The 21986-nt window shown below is 71.8% G+C and carries 20 protein-coding genes; 9 read left to right on the top strand and 11 right to left on the bottom strand.

Annotation, left to right across the window (positions count from 1 at the left end; translation table 11 throughout):
* Positions 1 to 24: 24 nt before the first annotated feature.
* Positions 25 to 567, bottom strand: coding sequence for an acyl-CoA thioesterase (locus tag ASF23_RS03110; protein ID WP_082473741.1), 543 nt, complete (start codon positions 565 to 567; stop codon positions 25 to 27).
* Between the two features lie 44 nt (positions 568 to 611).
* The gene (locus tag ASF23_RS03105; RefSeq protein ID WP_235510752.1) at positions 612 to 1343 is read right to left on the bottom strand and encodes a QsdR family transcriptional regulator; all 732 of its coding nucleotides are present in this window, start codon (positions 1341 to 1343) and stop codon (positions 612 to 614) included.
* A 156-nt stretch (positions 1344 to 1499) separates the two neighbouring features.
* On the opposite strand from ASF23_RS03105, the gene ASF23_RS03100 reads away from it, so the two are divergent.
* The 3 genes from ASF23_RS03100 to ASF23_RS03090 all read left to right on the top strand — a co-directional run bounded on the left by ASF23_RS03100 (position 1500) and on the right by ASF23_RS03090 (position 4685).
* Complete coding sequence (locus ASF23_RS03100; RefSeq protein ID WP_055949216.1) at positions 1500 to 2639, top strand: acyl-CoA dehydrogenase family protein; 1140 nt, start codon at positions 1500 to 1502, stop codon at positions 2637 to 2639.
* Positions 2639 to 3871 carry an acetyl-CoA C-acetyltransferase gene (locus tag ASF23_RS03095; RefSeq protein ID WP_055948629.1) on the top strand — a complete coding sequence of 411 codons (1233 nt, stop codon included), beginning with the start codon at positions 2639 to 2641 and terminating at the stop codon, positions 3869 to 3871. Before ASF23_RS03100 ends, ASF23_RS03095 begins: the two co-directional genes overlap by 1 nt.
* 169 nt (positions 3872 to 4040) lie before the next feature.
* Entirely contained in the window at positions 4041 to 4685 is a 645-nt protein-coding gene (locus tag ASF23_RS03090) for a class I SAM-dependent methyltransferase (protein ID WP_055948626.1), read from the top strand.
* A gap of 172 nt (positions 4686 to 4857) precedes the next feature.
* Here ASF23_RS03090 and ASF23_RS03085 read toward each other — a convergent pair whose 3' ends face one another.
* Positions 4858 to 5472 (bottom strand): hypothetical protein, encoded by a 615-nt coding sequence (locus tag ASF23_RS03085; RefSeq protein WP_055948619.1) that lies wholly within the window; start codon positions 5470 to 5472, stop codon positions 4858 to 4860.
* 226 nt (positions 5473 to 5698) lie between these two features.
* Between ASF23_RS03085 and ASF23_RS03080 the strand changes: the two genes are divergently transcribed.
* The 3 genes from ASF23_RS03080 (at position 5699) to ASF23_RS03070 (ending at position 8356) form a co-directional block, all read left to right on the top strand.
* Positions 5699 to 6040, top strand: coding sequence for a DUF6507 family protein (locus tag ASF23_RS03080; RefSeq protein WP_156364071.1), 342 nt, complete (start codon positions 5699 to 5701; stop codon positions 6038 to 6040).
* Positions 6037 to 7821 carry an alpha/beta hydrolase gene (locus tag ASF23_RS03075; protein ID WP_055948615.1) on the top strand — a complete coding sequence of 595 codons (1785 nt, stop codon included), beginning with the start codon at positions 6037 to 6039 and terminating at the stop codon, positions 7819 to 7821. The genes ASF23_RS03080 and ASF23_RS03075 overlap by 4 nt, the downstream gene beginning before the upstream one ends.
* Positions 7822 to 8056: 235 nt before the next feature.
* Complete coding sequence (locus ASF23_RS03070; RefSeq protein ID WP_156364069.1) at positions 8057 to 8356, top strand: hypothetical protein; 300 nt, start codon at positions 8057 to 8059, stop codon at positions 8354 to 8356.
* Between the two features lie 101 nt (positions 8357 to 8457).
* On the opposite strand, the gene ASF23_RS03065 is transcribed toward ASF23_RS03070, so the two are convergent.
* The 5 genes from ASF23_RS03065 to ASF23_RS03045 all read right to left on the bottom strand — a co-directional run bounded on the left by ASF23_RS03065 (position 8458) and on the right by ASF23_RS03045 (position 14137).
* A complete protein-coding gene (locus ASF23_RS03065; RefSeq protein WP_055948610.1) occupies positions 8458 to 8913 on the bottom strand; it encodes a MaoC family dehydratase in 456 nt (151 codons plus the stop codon).
* Entirely contained in the window at positions 8913 to 9686 is a 774-nt protein-coding gene (locus ASF23_RS03060; RefSeq protein WP_055948606.1) for an SDR family oxidoreductase, read from the bottom strand. Before ASF23_RS03060 ends, ASF23_RS03065 begins: the two co-directional genes overlap by 1 nt.
* Positions 9683 to 10852, bottom strand: coding sequence for an alcohol dehydrogenase catalytic domain-containing protein (locus tag ASF23_RS03055; RefSeq protein WP_055949214.1), 1170 nt, complete (start codon positions 10850 to 10852; stop codon positions 9683 to 9685). The genes ASF23_RS03060 and ASF23_RS03055 overlap by 4 nt, the downstream gene beginning before the upstream one ends.
* Before the next feature lie 138 nt (positions 10853 to 10990).
* A complete protein-coding gene (locus tag ASF23_RS03050) occupies positions 10991 to 13183 on the bottom strand; it encodes a S9 family peptidase (RefSeq protein WP_055948603.1) in 2193 nt (730 codons plus the stop codon).
* A 78-nt stretch (positions 13184 to 13261) separates the two neighbouring features.
* Positions 13262 to 14137: a patatin-like phospholipase family protein gene (locus ASF23_RS03045; RefSeq protein ID WP_055948599.1), complete on the bottom strand. Its 876-nt coding sequence runs from the start codon at positions 14135 to 14137 to the stop codon at positions 13262 to 13264.
* A gap of 123 nt (positions 14138 to 14260) precedes the next feature.
* Here ASF23_RS03045 and ASF23_RS03040 point away from each other — a divergent pair, with 123 nt between their 5' ends.
* Positions 14261 to 15214, top strand: a complete 954-nt coding sequence (locus ASF23_RS03040) for an HAD family hydrolase (protein ID WP_156364067.1) — start codon at positions 14261 to 14263, stop codon at positions 15212 to 15214.
* A gap of 2 nt (positions 15215 to 15216) precedes the next feature.
* On the top strand, positions 15217 to 15768 hold the full coding sequence (locus ASF23_RS03035) for a DoxX family protein (protein ID WP_055948593.1): 552 nt from the start codon (positions 15217 to 15219) through the stop codon (positions 15766 to 15768).
* A gap of 108 nt (positions 15769 to 15876) precedes the next feature.
* Here ASF23_RS03035 and ASF23_RS03030 read toward each other — a convergent pair whose 3' ends face one another.
* Positions 15877 to 16905, bottom strand: a complete 1029-nt coding sequence (locus tag ASF23_RS03030) for an NADPH:quinone reductase (protein WP_055948590.1) — start codon at positions 16903 to 16905, stop codon at positions 15877 to 15879.
* A gap of 189 nt (positions 16906 to 17094) precedes the next feature.
* Complete coding sequence (locus ASF23_RS03025; RefSeq protein ID WP_055948587.1) at positions 17095 to 18453, bottom strand: MFS transporter; 1359 nt, start codon at positions 18451 to 18453, stop codon at positions 17095 to 17097.
* A gap of 149 nt (positions 18454 to 18602) precedes the next feature.
* Here ASF23_RS03025 and ASF23_RS03020 point away from each other — a divergent pair, with 149 nt between their 5' ends.
* Positions 18603 to 19460 (top strand): LysR substrate-binding domain-containing protein, encoded by an 858-nt coding sequence (locus tag ASF23_RS03020; protein ID WP_055949211.1) that lies wholly within the window; start codon positions 18603 to 18605, stop codon positions 19458 to 19460.
* A gap of 211 nt (positions 19461 to 19671) precedes the next feature.
* Here the strand turns inward: ASF23_RS03020 and ASF23_RS03015 are convergent, their stop codons facing one another.
* A complete protein-coding gene (locus ASF23_RS03015; RefSeq protein ID WP_055948585.1) occupies positions 19672 to 21939 on the bottom strand; it encodes a hypothetical protein in 2268 nt (755 codons plus the stop codon).
* Positions 21940 to 21986: the final 47 nt, after the last annotated feature.

The raw sequence follows: 21986 nt of genomic DNA, 5'->3' as shown, positions 1-21986 counted from the left end.
GTGCGGGTTGCGTGATCGGGATGGTCAGGAGGGATTCGGACTGGAGGCTCGGTGTGCGCTGGGAGCGTCGGCCTCCGGTCGGAGCATGGTGCGTTCGACGAGCGCGCGGAGGTCGTCCGGCACGGGGACCGGTCGGCGGTCGCCGTCGCGGGCGACGACGACGTGCACGAACTCGCCCGTCGCGAGGAGCGCCCCGTCGGACTGCCGGAACAGCCCGAAGCGCCAGACGATGCTCGAGCGGCCGATGCGCTCGGCACGCACCCCGACCTCGATGACGTCCGGGAACACCGCCGACTTGACGAACCGGCACGACGAGGCGACGATCACCGCGATCCACTCGCTGCCGGTGGGGTCGAGGTGGTACTCGCTGACGAACCAGCTCGTGATCGCGGTGTCCATCGCGGCGTAGTAGATGGTGTTGTTGACGTGGCCGAACACGTCGTTGTCGTTCCACCGGGTGTCGAACGCGCGGCGGTGGGGGAACGCCTCGACGGTCCCGAACGGATCGGGCTGCTGGTGTGCCTCGGGGTCGGTGCGGTCGATGGTGGCGACGTCGTTGTCGGGCATCCGTGCTTCCTGGTCGGTGGTTCTTGGTCGGTGAACGGGCCTGGTCAGGCGGCCGTGGTCGTCGTGGTCGTGGTCGACGTCGTGGTCGGTCGGAGGATGTACTCGAATGCGGCCCGGGCGCGATCCGCGCTCGGCGGCTCACCGCTGATCAGGTCGGCGTAGGTGAAGGACTCGGAGATCCGCACGAGCAGCGATGCGAGCTCGTGGGTCGACAGGGGTGCCGGGTCGAAACGTCCGGCGACGACCTCGTCGTCGATGAGTGCGGTGACGACGGCGATGAACCGACGCTGGACGTCACTGTCGGTCGTGGTGAGGAGTCGGAGTGCCCGCGACGGCTCCCGCATGAGGAACACCCGGAAGTAGGACGCGTCGATGAGGTCGGCGACGAAGTGCGACAGGACCCCGATGATCCGGGCCGGTCCCAGGGCATCGACAGCCCGATCCGCGCCGTCGAGCGTCGGGACGGCGAGCGACCAGAGGACCTCGGAGAGGAGCTGGTCGCGGTTCCCGACCCAGCGGAAGAGGCTCGTCCGGTCCACGCCGAGCTCGGTGGCGAGCCGGCTCATGTCGATCCTGTCCCCGTCGATGAACCGGTGGCGTGCGGAACGGAACGCGCGCAGGGCGTCGGGATGGGCCTCCAGTCTGTCGGAGAGCACGCTCGGGACGAGCGCCGTCCCGCGGTCGCCGACCATCCGCCCGGCGTCGTCCACCGCGCCGACGGCAGCGGTGTCGTCGTCGACGGCGACCGCCGTCCCCGACCTCGATGTCGTGACCATGCTGAGCATCCTAACCCCGATGTTGCAACATTCTCCAGAACGATGCACAGTGGAGGCATGTCAACGACGACCACGGCTCCGGCCACTGCGATCCCGGCCCCCGCGACTCCGGTCGCACCCGCCTCGGACTACCTCGAGGCCGACTTCTACCGGTACATGGACGTGCTCACCGACGACGAGCGCGCGCATGCGCTGCGGCTCCGTGCGTTCCTCGACGAGCAGGTCGCGCCGATCGCGAACGAGTACTGGGCGAAGGCCGAGTTCCCGATGCACCTCATCAAGCCCCTCGCCGAGACCGGGTCGTTCGGCTCTGCGATCCCGAGCGTCCGGCAGTTCGAGAACACCGCCGTCTTCCGCGGTTGGGCCGCCCTCGAGACGGCCCGCGTCGACGCGAGCGTCGCGACGTTCGTCGGCGTGCAGTCCGGACTCGCGATGAACTCGATCGCCGTCGGCGGCTCCGAGGAACAGCGGCAGGAGTGGCTGCCGCGCATGGCCACCGGAGAGGTGCTCGGCGCGTTCGGGCTCACCGAGCCCCTCTCCGGTTCTGACTCCGCCCGCGGTCTCCGGACCACCGCGCGGCGGGACGGGGACAACTGGATCCTCGACGGCGAGAAGCGCTGGATCGGGAACGCGACCTTCGCGGACGTCGTCGTCATCTGGGCGAAGGACACCGCGGACGGGCAGGTCAAGGGCTTCCTCGTGACCACGGACACCCCCGGGTTCACCGCGACGAAGATCGAGGACAAGATCGCCCTGCGGATGGTGCAGAACGCCGACATCGTGATGTCCGGCGTCGTTGTGCCGGAGAGCCGCCGGCTGCAGAACGCGAACTCGTTCCGCGACACCGCGACCGTGCTCCGTCTGACCCGCTGCGAGGTCGCGTGGCAGGCCGTCGGGATCGCCGTCGGTGCGTACGAGGCTGCCCTCCGCTACACGAAGGAACGCGAGCAGTTCGGCAAGCCCATCGCGTCGCACCAGCTGGTGCAGGACCTGCTCGTCAAGTCGCTCTCGAACATCACCGCGTCGATCGGGCTCTGCCTGCAGGCGTCCCGGATGCAGGACGAGGGCGTCCAGCGCGACGAGCACTCCGCGATGGCGAAGGCCTTCGCGACGTCGAAGATGCGCGAGACCGTGGCCTGGTGCCGCGAGGTGCTCGGCGGCAACGGCATCGTGCTCGAGAAGGGCGTCGCGCGGTTCTTCGCCGACGCCGAGGCGATCTACTCGTACGAGGGGACCCGCGAGATGAACACGCTCATCGTCGGTCGCGCCGTGACCGGGATCGCGGCGTTCGTCTGATGGCCGGTTCGCCGCAGGCCGTCATCGTCTCCGTCGCCCGGTCGCCGATCGGCCGTGCGTTCAAGGGGTCGCTCACCTCGCTCCGCGCCGACGACATGACCGCGCAGATGGTCCGTGCCGCACTCGACCAGGTGCCGCAGCTCGACCCCGCACGGATCGACGACCTCATGCTCGGGTGTGGGATGCCGGGCGGTGAGCAGGGCTTCAACATGGCCCGGATCGTCGCCGTGCTGCTCGGCTACGACCACCTCCCCGGCACCACCATCACGCGGTACTGCTCCTCGTCGGTGCAGACGACCCGCATGGCGCTGCACGCGATCAAGGCCGGTGAGGGCGACGTGTTCATCTCCGCCGGGGTCGAGAGCGTGTCGCGGACGGCGGTCGGGTCGTCGGACTTCATCCCCGGTGCGACGCTCACGAACCTCGTGTTCGCCGATGCCGAGGCGCGGACCGCTGCCCGATCGACGGGCGGGGCGTCCGCGTGGACCGACCCTCGGTCGTCGGGGGAGCTGCCCGACGCCTACATCGCGATGGGGCAGACTGCCGAGAACGTCGCCTCCGTCCACGGGGTCACCCGCGACGAACAGGACGAGTACGCCGCGCGGTCGCAGCAGCGTGCGGTCGCCGCTCGGGACGCCGGGTTCTTCGACGACGAGATCACACCGCTGACGCTCGCCGACGGGACCGCGGTATCGGCCGACGACGGACCTCGACCGGGCACCACGACCGACGGGTTGGCCGGGCTCAAGCCCGTCTTCCGCCCGGACGGCACCGTGACCGCCGGCAACGCCTGCCCGCTCAACGACGGCGCGGCGGCGATGGTCATCATGTCCGACACGATGGCGTCGTCCCTCGGCATCACCCCGCTCGCCCGGATCGTCTCGACGGGCGTCACCGGGTTGTCGCCGGAGATCATGGGCCTCGGACCGGTCGAGGCGTCGCGGCAAGCGCTGTCGCGCGCTGGCCTCACGATCGACGACATGGACCTCGTCGAGATCAACGAGGCGTTCGCCGCCCAGGTGATCCCCTCGGCTCGGGAACTCGACGTCGACCCCGACAAGCTCAACGTGCACGGCGGCGCGATCGCACTCGGGCACCCGTTCGGCATGACCGGGGCCAGGATCACGGCCACGCTGCTGAACGGCCTGCGTTCGACCGGCGGCCGCTACGGGCTCGAGACGATGTGCGTCGGTGGCGGCCAGGGCATGGCGATGGTGCTGGAGCGGCTGTAGCCGGCCCCCCATCCGCAAAACACCACGTTGGCGGCGTCGCGCAGAGGTATGTCTCTGCGCGGTGCCGCCGACTTCGTGTCTTGCGGACAGTGGCGTCCGCGACGGCCGCGAGATCGGGAGCCGCCGTCGTCGCCCGAGGACTTCTCGAGCCAGGCGGTACCGTCGACGCATGGACGACCTCCTCCGCGCTGCGTACGACGCCGGAGCTGCTGCCTACGCCGCCGCGCTGCCCGATCTCCGCGCGGAGACGACGAGCGACCAGACGTGGATCTCGGCGTTCGCAGACGTCGTCGCACGAAGCCCGGTGTCGGTCGTCGCCGACGTCGGGTGCGGCCACGGCCGGATGACACCCGTTCTCTCCGCACGCGGGGTCGACGTCGTCGGGTCCGACCTGTCGCCGGCGATGATCGCGATCGCGAAGGCCGCACACCCCGGGGTCCGCTTCGAGGTCGCCCCGCTCGACGCTCAGCCCTGGGCGGACGGCTCCGTCGGTGGTGTCCTGGCCTGGTACTCCGTCATCCACACGCCGCCGGAGGCGCTGCCGCGCGTGTTCGCCGAGTGGCGCCGGGTCCTCGCCCCTGCTGGACACGTGCTCCTCGCGTTCCAGGAGGGAGCGGGGACGCGCCCGCTCGCCTGGGCGGCGAGACAGGGATTCGGACTGGAGGCGCGCCTCCAGTCCGTCACGGAGGTCACCGACGCGCTCGTCGCGTCCGGCTTCACGGTGGTCGACAGCGGGGTGCGGCCGCCGGCCGCGGCGCACGAGCGCGACCCGCAGGGCTTCGTCCTCGCCCGGGTCGCGGAGCCGGCCTGCTGAACGCCGCGCTCCCGCCACGACACCGCGGTTGAGTGCGGTGTCGTGTTCGGTGGACGGTGTTCCCGCGGCGAGGCCGCTCGCGATCCGGACGGGAGGCGCGGCTCCACTCCGTCACGGTCGTCACCGTCGCGGTCACCGCGTCCGGCGTCGCGGTGACCGTTGTCGCCGTGGGTCAGACGGACGGGAACGCGCGCTCCACCGCGGCGAGTCGGCGGGTGTCGATCCGGTGCGAGACCACCACGGCTGCACCGATGGACACGATGACTATCGCCGTGAGGATCGAGAGCCAGACGGTCGGGAGCGCGTTGCCGAGGAGGGTCAGCTCCAACCCGGCGACGGTCATCAGGACCGTTCGAGCTGGGGCGAGCCGCTCTCGGAGCAGTGCTGCCACGATCGGGGCAGCCTCGGCGGTCAGGGTGTCTCGTCCCCGGGTCTGACGCCGGACCACGCGGCGCTGTGACGACGTCAGCGTCCGGACCGGCGAGTACCCGCTCCCCGCCGGGGCGAGTTCGTTCCGCCGTCTCGCGAGCTGCCACCCGACGACGGCGAGCGCGACACCGACGAGGGCCAGCGCGAGCTTGATGACCGCGAGTGGGAGGGAGACGACCGCGTTGCTCGGGTCGACGATCGATCCGCCGGCGGTGACGACGGTGATGGCCGCGAACACGCCGGCCATCACCGTCGACAGTGCCTGGCTCGACATCCCGACGACGGGGTAGCGGCCCTCGATCACCTGCTGCACCCGTTCGTCGGCAGCACCCCAGTCCTCGCGGGCATCGGACTCCATGGCGTCAGCGTACGTCCGTCCACCACCGCGGGACACCGCTCTCCTGCTGGGACACCGCCATCGAGCGCGGTGTTGTGCTGGGAGAGCGGTGTTTCGCTGCGCACGCCGACCGGCCACACGGAGCAACGCGGGCACTGAGCGACGCTCTGTGCATGTGAAACACGACGTATTTGCCACTGAAACACAGAGTGGCTATCGTCAATCCCGACCGAGGAGCGGGGGATCGATGACGACGTGGAGCGTTGACGTTGCGGGGGTTCGTGACGTGGTTGTGCAGGAAGCAAGCGCGGCCGAGCAGATCGCCGGAGCGGGGCGTCAGCTCGGTGACGGGTTGCGGGATGCCGTGGACGCCGTCGCCGCGTCGGAGGACGTCCGGACGGCGATGTCGCTGTTTGCCCGGCGGCATGATGCGGCGGCAGGGCGTATCGAGGCGCACATCGGTGCTGTGCTCGGGGCGACCGGTGATGTCGTCGCGGCGATCGTGCTCGGCGATGACGAGATGGCAGCGAACGCCCTCCGAGCGGCGGCGCATCCGACGGTGGCTGACCTCGTCGGAGCCGCACGATGACGACGGCCGTCGCCATCGCCGGGATGGTCGACGTGTCCGATCTCCCGAGGATCGCGATCGACGTCGCAACGCTCGAATCGGCGTCGGGCGTGCTGCGGAGTGCGGGTGGGGAGATCGGCCGCGCAGCTGTCGAGATCTCGTTCCGATGGACGGGAGCGCTCCCATCCGGACTGGCCGTGCCCGGTGCGGTCGAGCGTCTGTACGGCGCGATGGCCCCGTCGGCCGCGGCTGGGGTGGACCTGAGCACCGACACCGGCGGTGCGAGTGCGGCGCTTCACGACTTCTGTGCCGCCGTCACGACGCTCCGATCTCGTCAGCGGCGGCTCGAGGAGGACATCGCGGCGTTCAGGGCGCACGCTGCCGCGGTGGTGGGGCGGCGGAACGACGACCTCGATGTCGGTGATGAACCCCTGACTTGGCGTGGCATCGGGGACCTCGTCGACGCGAACGCCGAGCTCGAGGATCGCGTCCAGCGACTCCGGCGGGACTGGACCGCCGCCCAGGCCGACTGCGCGGACGCGCTCCGGCGCCTCCGCAACACCGACACGGACGACGGACTGTTCGTCGGTCAGCACTCGGTCCCCGAGACCCGGTACGGATTCGACTTCGTCGGTGCGGCTGCCGCGTTCGACAAGCGGATCACCGATCGTCAGCTGGAACTGCTCGAGCGGCTCGGCGTGATGACCGTCCCGGAGCTGGAACGGTGGCGGAAGCGGCACGCGACGGCGTACGAGGCGTTCATCGACCAGCCGCCCGATCCGACGGCCGTGGACGCGTGGTGGCGGGGTCTGGGGAACGATCCGCACACGCTGTCGGCAGTGCAGCAGGCACTGGCAACGGCGCTGCCGGTGCTGATCGGGAACCTCCAGGGTGTGTTCTTCTCGGCGCGGGACCTCGCGAACCGGACCGCTGTCCGCGCGTATCGATCGTCCGGGCGGAACACCGCCCTGGACAGGACCATCGCGAAGATCCGTCAGCAGATGGCACTCGCTGACGCGACGGGAACTCCGCTGCAGATCACGACGCTCGACCCGCGAGGCGTGCCAAGGGCGGCACTGACCATCGGCGACCTCGACATCGCAGACGATGTCACCTACCTGGTGCCGGGCATGCTGACCTGGACGGCCGGCGAGGACGCTGTCCCGCAGTGGGTGGACTCGGCCGATCGGCTTCGCAGGACCCAGATGACGTACGACCCGGGATCGACGCACGCGGTCGTGGCGTGGATCGGGTACGACGCCCCGTCGCTGCTCACGGAGCCCTCGGTGCGTCAGGCGAAAGTGGGCGGAACCTACCTCGCCGGAGAGTTGAACGGAGTCCGGGCGACACGCCACGGCGATCCGACGATCAACGTGGTCGGCCATTCCTACGGGACGACGGTCTCGTCCGTCGCGCTCGAGCAGACGCGCGCCGATCGATTCGTCACCCTCGCGTCAGCGGGTCTGGCGGTCGAGCGACGCAGCGACCTCCAGGTCCCGGCGGGCGAGATGTACTCGGCGGAGGCTCGGGGTGATCGGTGGGCCGACCTGGGGCGCGGGCCGTCCCAGCATCGGACCAAGCCGACCGCCGCGTTCGGGACGAAGCTCTTCGACGTCGGCCCGGACGGCTTGCTGCTGGGCAGCCACACGCACGACTCGAATCCGGGGGTGCTCCTGTCCGACGGACACTGGGTGAGTGACGGCGACGGATACCTGTCGCCCGGCAGCCACTCGCTCGACAGTGTCGCGAAGATCACGGTCGGACAGGGAAACCACGTGACGCGGAGCAACTATGACGGGTGAGGTTTCGAAGACCATCCGCACGACAGTGGTGGTCGTCATCGCAGCAGTGCTGCTGGGTGCGTGCACCGGCTGTTCTGGAGCACGCTCATCCGGGAAACCACAACACACGAGGAGTGCCATGACGAACCCGCCCGCGGTCACCGTCGAGTCCGCGAACGCTGAATCGCTGGACCTCATCGAAGCGATCACACGAGCGGTTCCAGGAGCTTGGGAGGAACCGTCGCTGGATCGGTTCATGACCTGCACCACGAGTCGTGGTGAGGCGGGCATCCAGATCGCACGGACCGCTCGCGGTACCGCTGTGGCGGACGGACAGGAGGTCGCGAGCACCGTCCTGGCCCTGTTCCACGCACGCGGATACGACGCGGAGATCCGCGACTCGACGAGGGTGGTGGGGCTCGGACCCGACAGCCGGTTCGCGGACTTCAACACCGCCGACGGCATCGTGATCACCGGTGTCGTCAGCGCCTGTTACGCCTTCGACCTCGAACACGACACCCCGACGATCCCGACATCGGGTGCGTCGGCCGGGTGAGCCCGTTGCGCGCGGGGCCCGGGTTGCGGCCACGCTGCTGAACGGCCTGCGCTCGACCGATGGCCGCTACGGGCGCGAGACGATGTGCGTCGGCGGTGGGGTCAGTCCTCGGACACGTAGATCGTCAGGGTGTCGGCGACGAGGGCCGGCTTCGACTCGCCCTCGATCTCGACCGTCACCCGCACCGTGGCGCGGATCCCCGGCCCGGACGGCTCCGCGGCCACGAGCCGCACCCCGGCCCTGACCCGGACGCCGACCGGGACCGGCTGCACGAACCGGACGCGGTCGGACCCGGCGTTGATCGCGAGTGCCAGGTGTCCGACCTCCAGGACCTCGCCGACGAACCGCGGGACGAGCGCGAGTGTCAGGTACCCGTGCGCGATCGTGCCCCCGAAGGGTCCGTCTACCGCACGGACCGGGTCGACGTGGATCCACTGGTGGTCGCCCGTGGCGTCGGCGAACCCGTCGACCATGTCCTGGGTGACCTCGAGCCACGACGACTCGCCGAGGTCGAGGCTGCCGGCGTCGACGAGCGCCGCGGGGGAGTTGAAGCGCATCACGCCTTCGGCCCGCCCGCGACGTACAGCACCTGTCCGGAGACGAACGACGACGCCTCGGAGACGAAGAACGACACGGCGTTCGCGATGTCCTCCGGCTGGCCTGCGCGGCCGACCGGGATCTCCTTCGCCGCGCCCTCGAGGAAGTCCTCGAACGACACCTGCATCCGCTCGGCGGTGGCCCGGGTCATGTCCGTCGCGATGAACCCCGGGGCGATCGCGTTGGCCGTCACGCCGTACCGGCCGAGTTCGATCGCGAGGGTCTTCGTGAGCCCCTGCAGCCCGGCCTTCACCGCGGAGTAGTTCGCCTGGCCGCGGTTGCCGAGGGCCGACGTCGAGGACATCGACACGATCCGCCCCCACCCGGCCTCGACCTGGTGCTTCTGGACCTCGCGGCTCATCAGGAACGAGCCGCGGAGGTGCACGTTCACGACGGTGTCCCAGTCGTCGTCGGTCATCTTGAAGACCAGGTTGTCGCGGAGCACCCCGGCGTTGTTGACGAGCACGGTCGGTGCGCCGAGCTCGTCGGCGATGCGGGCGACCGCGGCCTGGACGTCGGCGGTGACGGAGACGTCGGCCCCGACGCCGATCGCGCGGCCGCCCGCGGAGGTGATCGCCTCGACCGTGTCGCTCGTCGAGCTCTCGACGAGGTCGATCACGGCGACCGCGAGCCCGTCTGCAGCGAGGCGTTTCGCTGTGGCAGCACCGATGCCGCGTGCACCGCCGGTGACGATCGCGATGCGCTGCGTGCTGGGGGACTCGGTGTCGGTCATGGAAGGTCCTCTCGAGAGTGGTCCGCGGTCGGGTCGGCCGTGGTGGGTGTGGCGTCGAAGGTGATGAGCTGGCGGAGCGCCTGCCCCGATGCGAGCGCGTCCATCGCCTCGTTCACGTCCGCGAGTGCGACGCGTCCGGAGATGAGGCGCTCGACCGGCAGCCGGCCCTCGCGCCAGAGCTGTGCGTACCGCGGGATGTCCCGCGACGGCACGGACGAGCCGAGGTAGCTGCCGACGATCGACCGGGCGCCGCTCGTGAGCGCCAGTGGCGCGATGGACGCTCGCGCGTCGGCGGACGGGAGGCCCACGGTCACCGTGGTCCCGCCGGCTGCGGTGGCCGCGACCGCCGTCTCGAAGGCCGTCGGGTGTCCGGCCGCCTCGATGACGACGGGTGCGGTCACACCGGACTCGGCGAGGTCCACGGGTGTGCGGGTCTCGGCGGCACCGGCATCCCTCGCGGCGTCGAGCTTCGCCTCGATCGCGTCGACGGCGACCACGCGGTGCCCGAGCGCGACGGCGACGAGGAGCGCTGCCATCCCGACGCCGCCGAGTCCGACAACCATGATCGTGTCGTCCGGTGCGGCTCCGGACGCGTTCAGGACCGCTCCACCGCCGGTGAGCACGGCGCAACCGAGCAGTGCCGCGACCCCGGGTGGGACGTCGGCATCGACGCGGACGACCGACGTGCGGTTGACGACAGCGTGTGTGGCGAAGGCGGATGCACCGAGGTGGTGGGCGATCGGCGCGCCGGACGTGTCGCGGATACGGACCGCGCCGCCCACGAGCGTCCCGGCGGCGTTCGCGGCGGATCCGACCTCGCAGGGGAGCCGCCCGTCCGTGCCGCACGCGGCGCAGTGTCCGCAGCGGGGGAGGAAGGTCAGGACGACGCGGTCGCCCACCCGCACGCCGTCGAGCTCCGGGGCGTCCTCGCCGATGCGTTCGACGATGCCGGCCGCCTCGTGCCCGAGGAGCATCGGCACCGGCCGCGGACGGTTCCCGTCGACGACCGACAGGTCCGAGTGGCAGATCCCGGCGGCCTCGATGCGGACCAGGAGCTCACCGGGACCGGGGTCGTCGAGTTCGAGATCCGTGACCTCGATCGGGCGGGTCGACGCGTACGGCGGTGCACTGCCGATCTCGCGGAGCACTGCTCCCGTGATGCGCATGCCGCCTCCGTCCGTGGACGGCACCGTCGCCGTCGACACTCCGAGCCTACGCCGGATCCGGGTGGTGTTGCACCACGCAACACCACCTCGGACCGTTGCATCGTTCCGAACCGTTGCATCGAGCCGGACCTCGGACCATCACCCGAGCAGTGCGGGCCGCTCCCAGTCCGTGCCGAGCACGTGCTGCCCGAGGAACGCGAAGACCGTCTGGTACCAGACCTTGGCGTGCTGGGGCTTCAGCACCCAGTGGTTCTCGTCCGGGAAGTACAGGAACCGGTGCGGCATCGACCCGTCGGCACCCGCGTGGTGCTCGGCCAGTTCGGACCACAGCCGGAGGCCCTCGCCGATCGGCACCCGGTAGTCGTGATCGCCGTGGATCACGAGCATCGGCGAGACGATGTCCGTGACGAAGCGATGCGGGTCGTTCGCCGCCATGCCCTCGGGCGAGAAGATCGACTGCCAGTAGTCCGACGAGTCGGTCGTCCCGTTGAACTGCTCGAGCGCCCAGAGCGAGGCGTGCGTGACGACGGCGTCGAACCGATCGGTGTGCCCGGCCACCCAGTTCGCCATGTAGCCGCCGAACGAACCGCCCATCGCCGCCGTCCGGGACTGGTCGATGTCCGGGCGGGCGACGACCTCGTCGGTGATGCGCATGAGGTCCGTGTACGGCGCCTGGCCCCAGGCGTCCCATCCGCGGGCGATGAAGTCGAGGCCGTACCCGGTGGACAGCGCCGGGTCCGGCAGGAGGACCGCGTAGCCCTGGGCCACGGCGAGCATCGGGGTCCAGCGCCAGCTCCAGGCGTTCCACGAGTTGAGCGGACCGCCGTGGATCCAGAGCAGGAGCGGCGCCGGGGTCTCCGCGGTCGCGTCCGGCGGGGTGATGAGCCACCCGCGGACGCGGACGCCGTCCTCGGTGGTCGTCGACACGTCGGACATCCGGCCCGGCACGGCTGGGAGCGGCGCGGGCGTCGGCAGCGCGGTGACCGAACCGTCGGGATCGATCCGCACGGGGTGCGGCGGTGTCGTCCACGAGGACCGCAGCGCCACGATCACACCGCTCGAGGCGTCCACCGCGATGCCGGTGTACGCGAAGTCATCGGTGGTGACCTGCTCGACTGCGCCGCCGTCGATCGGCAGTCGGAAGACCGGGCCCCGGCCGTCCTGGTCCGCGGTCGCGACGAGTGCGCGATCATCGGCGTCGAACACGAACTCGTTCGCCCAGCGGTCCCAGGTCGTCGCGATCCGCCTGGCGTTGCCGCCGTCGATGTCGGCGACCCAGATCTCGTGGTCGTTCGGGCCGGCCGGGGTGTCCCGCACCGCACGGAGGTACGCGATCGATCGGCCGTCGTGGCTCACCGCAGGCATCTCGAAGAAGACGTCCTGTTCGTCGAAGAGCACCGTGTGGGCACCGGTCCGGACATCGATCGCGACGAGGCGCGTCCTGCCGTTCCGCTGCTCGGGCACCTTCAGCGCGGCGATGAGTGTGCTGCCGTCCGGGCTCAGTGCCTGCCCTGCCGTGTCCGCGCTCCGGCCCGGGCTCGGGGTGAGCGTCCGGGGCCGGGGGAGCGTCGATGGGTACGGGGTCGTCGGCGTCTCGCGCCCCGAACCCGCACCAGACCCGGCACCCGCACCAGCAACCGCTCCAGACCCGGCACCCGCACCAGCACCCGCACCAGACCCGGCACCCGCCGCCGCTCCACTCCGAGCAGCAGCGACCGCACTGTCCGTCGACCCGGCGAGGTCGAGCGCGAGCAGATGTGGTTCGTCGGGGCCCAGGTCGTGGTCCCAGTACCGCACGGGGTACGTCTCGTGCAGGATCGCGGTCACGGATGCGTCCTTCCGCGACGCCCGGAGCTCGGCGTCGCGCTCGAGCAGTCGGTCCGGTGTCGCGTTCGCCGCGGGCAGGAGATCCGCCCCGACGACCACGGTGTCGGACGCGAGTGCGGTGGCGAGCACCCCGCCGACGCCACCAGCGAGACGGGTGACCGCACGGGCCTCCCCGCCGGCAGCCGGCAGCAGCCAGAGCTGCGACGCCTCGGTGTCCGCATCGGCGTCCGCGTCGGGTCGCGCCGAGGTGAACAGGACGTCCCCGTGTCGGCTGAACGCCACACCGCCCTCGCCCTTGGCGGACCGCGTCAGACGGACAGGATCACCGGCACCCGACGTCGGGACCGCCCAGATCGAGCGGGTGTACCCCGTCGCGTCGGGCTTCAGGGTGCTCACCGTCAGTGCGACACGCGAACCATCGGGCGCGAGCGCGATGCCGTCCACCCGTGGCAGGGCGATGAAGGCGTCGAGATCGGAGAAGGGCGTCGTGTCGTCGTGTGGCATGCTCCCACGCTAGCGAGCGGCACGGATCGGCGGCAGGGCTGCGGAGGATCTGTGGAGAACTCCTGAGTGGCGGCTGTCCTAGCCCCGCCAGAACGCCGTGAGCCGCTCCGCGAGACCCTCGGCCTGCGCCCGTCCGGCCCTCGCCGACGGCGCACGACTCGCGACGGCGAGCACGTCGTCGCCGTACGCGGCCTGGGATGCCTCGTCCGCGACGACCACCTCGACCCGCGCACCGGCGGCGGCCAACCCCGAAACCGCGACGTCGAGCCACGGTCCGGTCGGCGACGGGTCCTCCTGTCGGCAGGCGATCACGAGCACACGGTCGTACCCGTCTGCGACGTCCGCGTTCGTGACGGAGCGTGCGCCGCCGTCGATGTAGGGCGTGCCTCCGATCTCGACCGGGCTCCACACGAGCGGCACCGAGCAGCTCGCGGCGATCGCGCGGGTGAGCGGCACGCCGTCCGCCTCGGTGAACACGCGGAACGACCCGTCGACCGCGTCCACCGCGCACACGGCCAGGGGTGCCGCCGGCCAGGTGCCCGAGGGGAAGGACTCCGCGAACGTGGTCTCCCGCTCGTCCGCTGTCTGGCCTGCGGTGACCGCCATCGACAGCCGACCGACCCGCGCGCGGGCCTCCTGGCCGCCGTCGTCGGTCCGGACCCCGCGGAGGGCCTGGGCGAGCTGCCCGCCGATCCCCGCCCAGTCCGGCGTGAGCGGTGCCTCGTAGGACGACGGCGTCGGCGCGAGCTGTTCCCGGTAGCTCTGCGGAACGCTCCCGAACCGCAGGAGCCCGCCCACGACGCTGCCGGCGCTCGTCCCGACGACCAGGTCCGCGTCGTCGAGCGGGACACCCGCCTCGAGCAGGCCCTGCACGAGCCCGAGTTCCCAGGCGATGCCGGCGACACCTCCTCCGCCGAAGACGATCGCGGTTCGGTGCTGTGCAGGAGAGGTCATGTCCCATGCTTACCGGTTCCGTCCGACAGACGCCGCGGACGCGACCACCGGACGGGAGGCGCGGTGCGCGTCCGACCCGCACCGCGCCTCCCGTCCGTGTCCGGGTCCGGCAGCCTGCCGGCCGTGACCCGCACACCCGCGACCCGGTCCCCGTGGCGCCGGCAGCATTCCGCACCCTGGCTCTGGCAGGGTGGGGGTGTGCCGACGATGTACGTGACCGACCTCGACGGGACCCTCCTCGCACCCACCGGCGACGTCAGCCCGTTCACCGCGGATGCGGTCGCCACGCTGCAGAGGGCGGGTGTCCTGATCACCTGTGCGACCGCCCGGTCGTGGCTCTCGACCTCGAGGATCCTCGGGGACCTCCGGTTCGGGGTGCCCGTCGTGCTCTACAACGGGATCCTCACGTACGACGCGGTCGACGGCACGACGCTCGATCGGCATGCACTCCCCGACGACGTGGTGCGTGCCGCGATCGAGGTCTGTCGCGCACAGGGCTGCCCGCCGCTGGTGTTCCGCGTGGACGACGACGGCCAGGAGCGTGTGTCGTGGGTCCGCGCCGCCCGGAACGCCGGCGTCGAGAGCTTCTGGGACGACCGGCCCGCAGACCCGCGGAACGACCCGCTCGGCGACTGGGGCGACCTGCCGACGTCCGGTGTGTTCATCGTGCAGTGCATCGGCGGGTCGGGCGAGATGCAGGCGCTCGCCGCGTCGATCCGAGCGGTCGTGGGGGACCGTGCCGTCGTGAACGCGCACCCGGACACCTACCACCCGGAGGAGATCTGGCTCGAGGTCGCTCCCGCCGGCACCTCGAAGGCGGTCGCGGTCCGTGCCCTGGCCGACCGGCTCGGGGCCGATCGGATCGTGGTGTTCGGGGACAACCTCAACGACCTGCCGATGTTCGCGATCGCGGACGAGGCCTACGCCGTCGGGAACGCCGTGGCCGAGGTGCGCCGCGCCGCGACGGCGGTCATCGCGTCGAACGCCGACGACGGCGTGGCGCGCTGGCTGCTCGCGAACGCTGTCCGCCCCGTGTCCGACGCGGGCGGTCCGAGCGACCTCGGCGTACCGTCCTGACGATGACGCACTCCTCCTCCGCAGCCGTCGCTGCCAAGACCATCCTCCGCATCGGACTCGGCGCCGTCCTCGTCGCGCACGGGTCGCAGAAGCTCTTCGGGCTGTTCGGCGGGGGCGGTGTCGAGGGCACCGCGCAGGCGATGCACGGCATGGGGTTCCGACCCGGCAAGCAGCACGCGGTGCTCGCCGGACTCGGGGAGGCCGGGGCGGGGGCTGCCCTGGCGCTCGGGATCGGCACGCCGCTCGCGGGTGCCGGTGCCGCGACGACCATGGGGGTGGCGTCGAGCATCCACGTGCCGAACGGGTTCTTCAACTCCGACGGCGGCCTGGAGTTCCCGGCTTTCCTGGGCTTCGCGGCGTCGATGTTCGCGCTCGGGGGCGCCGGTCCGGTGTCGATCGACCACGCGACCGGTCACGTGTTCGACCGGCCGTGGATGCGGGGACTGGCGCTCGCGGCGATCCCCGTGGCGATCGGGGTGGAGGTGTACCGACGCCGCAAGGCGCTGGCAGCCGACCCGGTGCCCCCGGCGGAGACCGAGCCTGCCGGGTCCTGATCGCGGGCCGGGGCCGGGCCTGGAGCCGGGCCTGCAACCGGCCTGGGAGCCCGACCCGGGACCGGCCCTGGAGCCAGGCCCGGAACCGGCCCCGGAGCCACGCCAGCGCTACTCGGCCGCCACCTCGACCAGCACCTTGCCGACCGTGTCGGCCTCGACCGCGGCGTGCGCCCCGGCCGTGTCCTCGAGCGGGAACCGGGTGAGCGGGAGGCCGTGCTCCTCGCCGACGGGCAGGGCGTCGTCGCGGAGTGCGGCGGTGACGTCCTCGGCGGCGGCCTGGAGCGCGGCATCACCGATCGTGTACAGCAGCAGGAACTGGTAGCGCGCGTTCACGGTCATGTTCGGCCGGATCGGCAGTGTCGCCGCGTCGCCGCCGTTGTTCGCGTAGATCGACACGACGCCGTGGTTCGCCAGCACCTCGGCGACGAGGTCGGCGTTCTGCGGGATCGACACCTCGACGACGATGTCCACGCCGTCGGGTGCGATCTCCTTGATCTGCGCCGCGGCGTCGTCGGACCGGTAGTTCACCGTGTGGTGAGCGCCGGCGGACGTCGCGAGGGCGGCCTTGGCGTCGCTGCTCACCGTCGAGATCACCGTTGCGCCGGCCCAGACGGCGAGCTGGATCGCGGCGTGTCCGACTGCGCCAGCACCACCCGCGACGAGGACGGTGCGCCCCGCGAGGCTGCCCGGAGCGAGCCGCGAGGGTCCGTCCTCGTGCACCGTGAGGGCTCGGTGCGCGGTCATCGCGGGGACACCGAGCGACGCGCCGACGTCGAACGAGACGCCGTCGGGCAGCGGGACGACACGCTCGGCCGGGACGACGGTGAACTCCTGTGCGGTCCCGGTCGGGCGCGACGCGGCGGCCATGAACAGCCACACCCGGTCACCGACGGCGAGCCCGTCGACGTCGGGTCCGACGGCATCCACCACGCCGGAGCCGTCCTGGTTCGGGGTGATCTCCGGGAACGGCAGGCCCTCGCCGTACGTGCCGCCCGCGCGGGCCTTCCAGTCGGTGGGGTTCACGCCGGAGGCGACGATGCGCACCCGGACCTCTCCGGCCCCCGGATCCGCCACGGGGCGCTCCACGAGTTCGAGGACGGACGGGTCACCTGTGCGTGTGTAGACGATGGATCGCATGCCTCCAGCCAACACCCGCGGCCTCCGGGGGATTCCGAGCGGACACGATGCGCAAGCGCCCTGGCCGCAGCGCGACCACGCGTGTTCTGAACACGCGCGTCCGCCGAGAACACCGGCATCCGGGTGTTCCGGTCGGACGGAGGTGTTCAGAACACGGAGCCGCGGGCCGACGGCGCGGAACGCCGCCGCTCAGCGCTGCCCGACGATGTGCGGCAGGGGCATGTGGTGGCGGAGGTGCATCTCGACGTGGAAGCCACCCCGACGCGCGAGCAGCACGCCGATGACGGCTGCCGCGAGGGCCGGCACCCCGCCGGCGACGACCATGCCGACGTGCGGACCGAAGTGGTCGACGATCTGCCCCATGAGCGGGCCGCCGATCGCCTGGCCGCCGAGCAGCACGAGCACGTACAGGCTCATCACGCGCCCACGGATCGCGATGTTCGAGGACATCTGCACGAGGGAGTTCGACGCCGTCTGGAAGAGCAGCTGCGACATCCCGACCGCCACGAGCACGATCGCGAAGGGCGCGATCACCGGGATCGACCCCGCCAGCACGAGGAGCACCCCCGTGCTGAACACACCGCCGACGATCGTCCGGAGCCGGACGGTCGCCCGGCGGGTCGAGAGCAGCGCCCCGGTGAGTGCTCCGATCGCGATCATCGAGTTGAACAGGCCGTAGCCCCCGGCACCGACGTGGTAGACGTTCGACGCGAAGGCCGACAGCAGCACCGGCATCGTCAGCGCGAACACCGAGAAGAACGCGACGAGGATCACCGGCACGATGATCGTCGGCTTGCCGATCGCGTACCGCAGACCCTCGACGAGCTGGCCCTTCCGACGCGGCATCGACGGCATCCGGTGGAGCTCAGAGGCGTTCAGGAAGCCGAGCGTGACGACGACGGCCGCGCACGCGATCGCGTTGACGCCGAACGACCAGCCCGCGCCGACCGCCACGAGCAGGAGCCCGGAGAGCGCCGGACCGATCATCCCGCCGAGCTGGAACACCGACGAGTTGAGGCTGATCGCGTTCCGCAGGTGCTTCTGGCCGACGATCTCGCTGACGAACACCTGGCGAGCCGGGTTGTCGATCACGGTGACGAGCCCGACGACGAACGCGATCGCCCAGATGTGCCATGCCTCGACCACGCCGGTCAGGGTCAGCACGGCGAGCAGCGCGCTGAGCAGCGCGAAGCCACCCTGCGTGAGCATCATCAGCATCCGCTTGGGGTACCGGTCGACGATGACGCCGCCGAGCAGTCCGAACAGGAGCATCGGGGCGAACTGCATCGCGACGGTGACGCCGACGGCGGCGACCGAGTGCGTCAGTTCGAGGACGAGCCAGTCCTGCGCGATCCGCTGCATCCAGCCGGCGGTCATCGCGACGAGGTTCGTCGCCGTGAACAGGCGGAAGTTCGGCACCGAGAGGGCGATGAGCGTGTGCCGCCACGGTGGTCGCTCGCCCTGGATCGGCAGTGGCTCCGTCGGGGGGAAGGCCGTGGCGGACGGCGTCGACGACGTGCGGGTGGACAGGGACGGTGGCGCGGTCACGACAGATGCTCCGACGATCGGTGATGGATGGTGCTGGTGATTCACCTTCGAAACTAGTTGCCCGCGACCCATTCGATCCCCGTATGGTGGCTATCAACCCATTGGGTTCCGCAATGACCGAGGCCGAACGACCGCACCAGGAGGGCACCGTGCTCGATCCCGTCCTCCTCCAGACGTTCCTGGCCGTCGCCGAGACCGCGAGCTTCACCCAGGCGGCGGCCCGGCTCGGGATCAGCCAGCCGACGGTGTCGCAGCATGTCCGACGGCTCGAGGACGCGGCGGGGCGGACCCTCGTCGCGCGGGACACCCGGGGTGTCTCGCTCACCGACAACGGCGACGCGATGGCCGGGTTCGCCCGGTCGATCCTCGCCGCGCACGCGCAGGCCGACTCGTACTTCTCCGGGACGGCGACCCGCGGGCGCCTCCGTTTCGGTGCCGCCGACGACCTCGCGATCACCCAGCTGCCGCGGATCCTCCGGGACTTCCGACGGCTGCACCCCCAGATCAACCTCGAGCTGACGATCAACCAGTCGACCCCGCTCCTCCGCCGACTGCGGGCCGGGCAGCTCGACCTGGTGTTCATCAAGCAGACCGCGGGGGAGTCCGCCGACGGCACCCGTGTGGCGACCGACCAGATGGTGTGGATGGCGCAGGACGGCATCGCGGTCGAGCGGCACGAGACGGTACCGCTGATCGCCTACCAGGCACCGAGCATCAGTCGGCAGATGGCGATCGACGCCCTCGAGGCAGCGGGCCGCACCTGGCGGATCACCTGCAACACCCGTGACGTCAACGGGGTCCTCGCCGCCGTCCGGGCCGGGATCGGCGTCGCCGTGTTCCCGCACTCGCTGATCCCCGCGGACCTCGTCAAGGTGTCCCAGCGACTCGGTCTCCCCGATTTGCCGAGCGTCGACTACGTGCTCATGGCGAACCCGACGGTGGCCAGGGAGCCGGTCGACGCGCTGACGAACGCGATCCTCAGCCGCGGGGTGATCCGCGCGGTCTGAGGCGGTCGCCCCCGGCGCGTCGGGCACGTGTGACCGGGAGCAGTGGCGGCCCCCCGCCGCGTGGCCGGTGGCGACAGGCCTCCGCCGCGTGGCCGGTGGCGGCAGGCCTCCGCCGCGTGGCCGGTGGCGGCAGGCCTCCGCCGCGTGGCCGGTGGCGACGGGCTTCCGCCGCGTGGCCGGTGGCGGCAGGCCTCCGCCGCGTGGCCGGTGGCTACAGGCCGAGGCCGGTGAGCCCCGGCCCACCGGGGATCGCGGGGACGTGGATGCCCATGGCCGGTCCAGCGACGACCGCGACCTCGTAGAGCGTGAGTGCGGTGCCGACGACACCGAGCACCAGTCCGACCAGCGCGATCAGTCGCCACGTCGAAGCCGTTCCCCCGCGGAGCACCAGCGTCGCGAGCAGGATCGCGAGCACGCCGACGACGACTCCGGCGGCGTGCACCTGCCCGCCCGACAGGACGCCGAGCGCCCCGAGCGCCAGGACGACGACACCGAGCACGGCCGCGAGGAACGCCGCCGTCGACGGCGCGATGACGGGCCGCGCGGGAGCACCGGACTCGGCGGAAGAACGTGCGGGACGCGACGCCCTCGTCGCGGTCGGTGTCGTGGTCCGTCGCTCGGCCGCAGCGCCCCTCGGCATGCCAGAGCGTTCCGTGCGCCCGGCGCCGGCCTGCTGCCGCGCAGCGGCCGCCTCGACCTTCGCCGTCGAGCGTGCGGCAGCGGCCGAACGGCGCGCCGCCGCCTTCGACGTCCTGCGCGCACCGGATGACGTGCGGGAACCGGGCGCTGCGGGTGCAGTCTCGGTCTGGAGGGACGGATCGCCTCCGACGCTCGTCCCGCCCTGGACAGCGTGGCCGGCTCGTGCAGCCGCGGCGGTCGCCGACACGGGATCGGTGACGCCCGCGACACCGGTGGACGAGGACGCCGATGAGAGCGGCTGGTCACCCGCGGTCTGCTGCGGGAACACGACCTGCGCGAACGACGGCTCCTGGACGGGCGGCTGCGGGACGGAGGGCTGCGGGAGTTGCCGCGCGAGGGGCTGCTGCAGCGGAACGGACTGCGGCTGCGGCTGCGGCTGCGGCTGCGGAATGGACTGCTGCTGGCCCTGGCTGCGCACACCGGAGTGCCCGACGGCCGCCTGCTGCGGAACGGACTGCGGCTGCGGAACGAACTGCTGGGGGACGAACTGCGGCGGGGCGGACCGCTGCGGGATCGACGGCGCTGCGGCCGGCTGCTGCGGAGCCGTCCAGTGCGCGGCCGGGGCGACCTGCGCTGCCGCCTGTCCCGCACCGGGCGTCTCGCTCCCCGGCACGATGAGGTGCTCGAGCCCCGGGACCGAGAACCTCGGCTGCCCGGCGTTCGGATCGAGGAGCGCACGACGTTCGTGCTCGGCCTGCGCGGACTGGGCGGCCTGCGCCGTCGTCGTGGCGTCGTGGACGAGGGGAGCCGCCCGACCGGGAGCGGGCGGCGTGGACCGGTCGGCGGACGGCTGACCTCCCGCGAACGGCTGACCGCCGGCGGGCGGCGCGGTGTGCGGCGCGGTGTGCGGGGCAATCGCTGTGCTGTCGTGCGGCCGTTGGATCGACGCTGCACTCGGGCTCGCGCCACCGTCGGACCGTGCTGCTCCGGGCAGTGCGCCGTCGGGCCGTGCTGCTCCGGGCAGTGCGCCGTCGGGCCGTGCTGCTCCGGGCAGAGCGCCGTTGGGCACTGCACCCTGCTGAGCATCCTGCTCCGCGGCGACGGCATCGGCTGCGACGACCGGCGGCGTGGTGAACCACGATCCGGCCGGGGGGACCGCGACGCTCCCGTCCGGCTGTCGCATCACGGGGGTGGTGTCGACCGTCGGTGAGGTCGGCGCCGGCGGCAGTGTCCCGGCCTGCGGCGGGAAGTCGGGTGCCGTGGCGTTCGGGTCGAGGGCCGGCGTTGCGGGGGTGCGCCGTCCCTCCAGTCCGTCCGTCGGTTCGCGCTCGTCGTGCGCTGCATCGTGTCCCGTCAGCGACGGGTCGGCCCGGTGCGCGGCGGGATCGTGCGGCAGCGCGCCGTGGACGTTCGAGGGGTCGGGCGTCCCGTTCCCGGTCGCCTCCGGCCGGACGGTCCGCGGGACCGCCGCACCCGGCGCGACCACGGGGGAGACGGGAGCAGCGGGCAGCGACGGCGATGCCGCGTCGGACGCCATCGGCACGGGCGGCGCCGTGACCCACGCCGGGAGCGGGCGCTTCGGCCGGGGCGACGGAGCGGCAGCATGCGACCGCGCGCTCTCGCCCGGCACGGCCGACGCGGTCGCTGCGGGGGCGATGACGGCGGGCAGGTGGTCCGAGGTGGCGTCGTCGACCGGCAGCACGACGGCGGCCAGCTCGTCGGGGACACTCGAGATCGCGTCGAACGCCGAGGCGAGGCGGCGACGCGCCGGCTGCTCGGGGACCGGTGCGTCGGGGGACGACGGTCGGTCGGGCCGACCCGGCAGACGATGTGACCCCACGGTTGACTCCTCGATCCTGCAGATGTGTTGTCCAAGTTGTACCGGTT

The organism is Curtobacterium sp. Leaf261 (assembly GCF_001422205.1).
GTDB lineage: Bacteria > Actinomycetota > Actinomycetes > Actinomycetales > Microbacteriaceae > Curtobacterium.
The sequence above is the reverse complement of the archived record's forward strand: the minus strand, read 5'-3'. Positions and strand labels throughout refer to the sequence as shown.

What these genes read in the sequence shown, in the direction of transcription:
- ASF23_RS03110 (WP_082473741.1), bottom strand. Translation starts at nt 567, where the DNA reads ATGCCCGACAACGACGTCGCCACCATCGACCGCACCGACCCCGAGGCA.
- ASF23_RS03105 (WP_235510752.1), bottom strand. Translation starts at nt 1,343, where the DNA reads ATGGTCACGACATCGAGGTCGGGGACGGCGGTCGCCGTCGACGACGAC.
- ASF23_RS03100 (WP_055949216.1), top strand. Translation starts at nt 1,500, where the DNA reads ATGGACGTGCTCACCGACGACGAGCGCGCGCATGCGCTGCGGCTCCGT.
- ASF23_RS03095 (WP_055948629.1), top strand. Translation starts at nt 2,639, where the DNA reads ATGGCCGGTTCGCCGCAGGCCGTCATCGTCTCCGTCGCCCGGTCGCCG.
- ASF23_RS03090 (WP_055948626.1), top strand. Translation starts at nt 4,041, where the DNA reads ATGGACGACCTCCTCCGCGCTGCGTACGACGCCGGAGCTGCTGCCTAC.
- ASF23_RS03085 (WP_055948619.1), bottom strand. Translation starts at nt 5,472, where the DNA reads ATGGAGTCCGATGCCCGCGAGGACTGGGGTGCTGCCGACGAACGGGTG.
- ASF23_RS03080 (WP_156364071.1), top strand. Translation starts at nt 5,699, where the DNA reads ATGACGACGTGGAGCGTTGACGTTGCGGGGGTTCGTGACGTGGTTGTG.
- ASF23_RS03075 (WP_055948615.1), top strand. Translation starts at nt 6,037, where the DNA reads ATGACGACGGCCGTCGCCATCGCCGGGATGGTCGACGTGTCCGATCTC.
- ASF23_RS03070 (WP_156364069.1), top strand. Translation starts at nt 8,057, where the DNA reads ATGACCTGCACCACGAGTCGTGGTGAGGCGGGCATCCAGATCGCACGG.
- ASF23_RS03065 (WP_055948610.1), bottom strand. Translation starts at nt 8,913, where the DNA reads ATGCGCTTCAACTCCCCCGCGGCGCTCGTCGACGCCGGCAGCCTCGAC.
- ASF23_RS03060 (WP_055948606.1), bottom strand. Translation starts at nt 9,686, where the DNA reads ATGACCGACACCGAGTCCCCCAGCACGCAGCGCATCGCGATCGTCACC.
- ASF23_RS03055 (WP_055949214.1), bottom strand. Translation starts at nt 10,852, where the DNA reads ATGCGCATCACGGGAGCAGTGCTCCGCGAGATCGGCAGTGCACCGCCG.
- ASF23_RS03050 (WP_055948603.1), bottom strand. Translation starts at nt 13,183, where the DNA reads ATGCCACACGACGACACGACGCCCTTCTCCGATCTCGACGCCTTCATC.
- ASF23_RS03045 (WP_055948599.1), bottom strand. Translation starts at nt 14,137, where the DNA reads ATGACCTCTCCTGCACAGCACCGAACCGCGATCGTCTTCGGCGGAGGA.
- ASF23_RS03035 (WP_055948593.1), top strand. Translation starts at nt 15,217, where the DNA reads ATGACGCACTCCTCCTCCGCAGCCGTCGCTGCCAAGACCATCCTCCGC.
- ASF23_RS03030 (WP_055948590.1), bottom strand. Translation starts at nt 16,905, where the DNA reads ATGCGATCCATCGTCTACACACGCACAGGTGACCCGTCCGTCCTCGAA.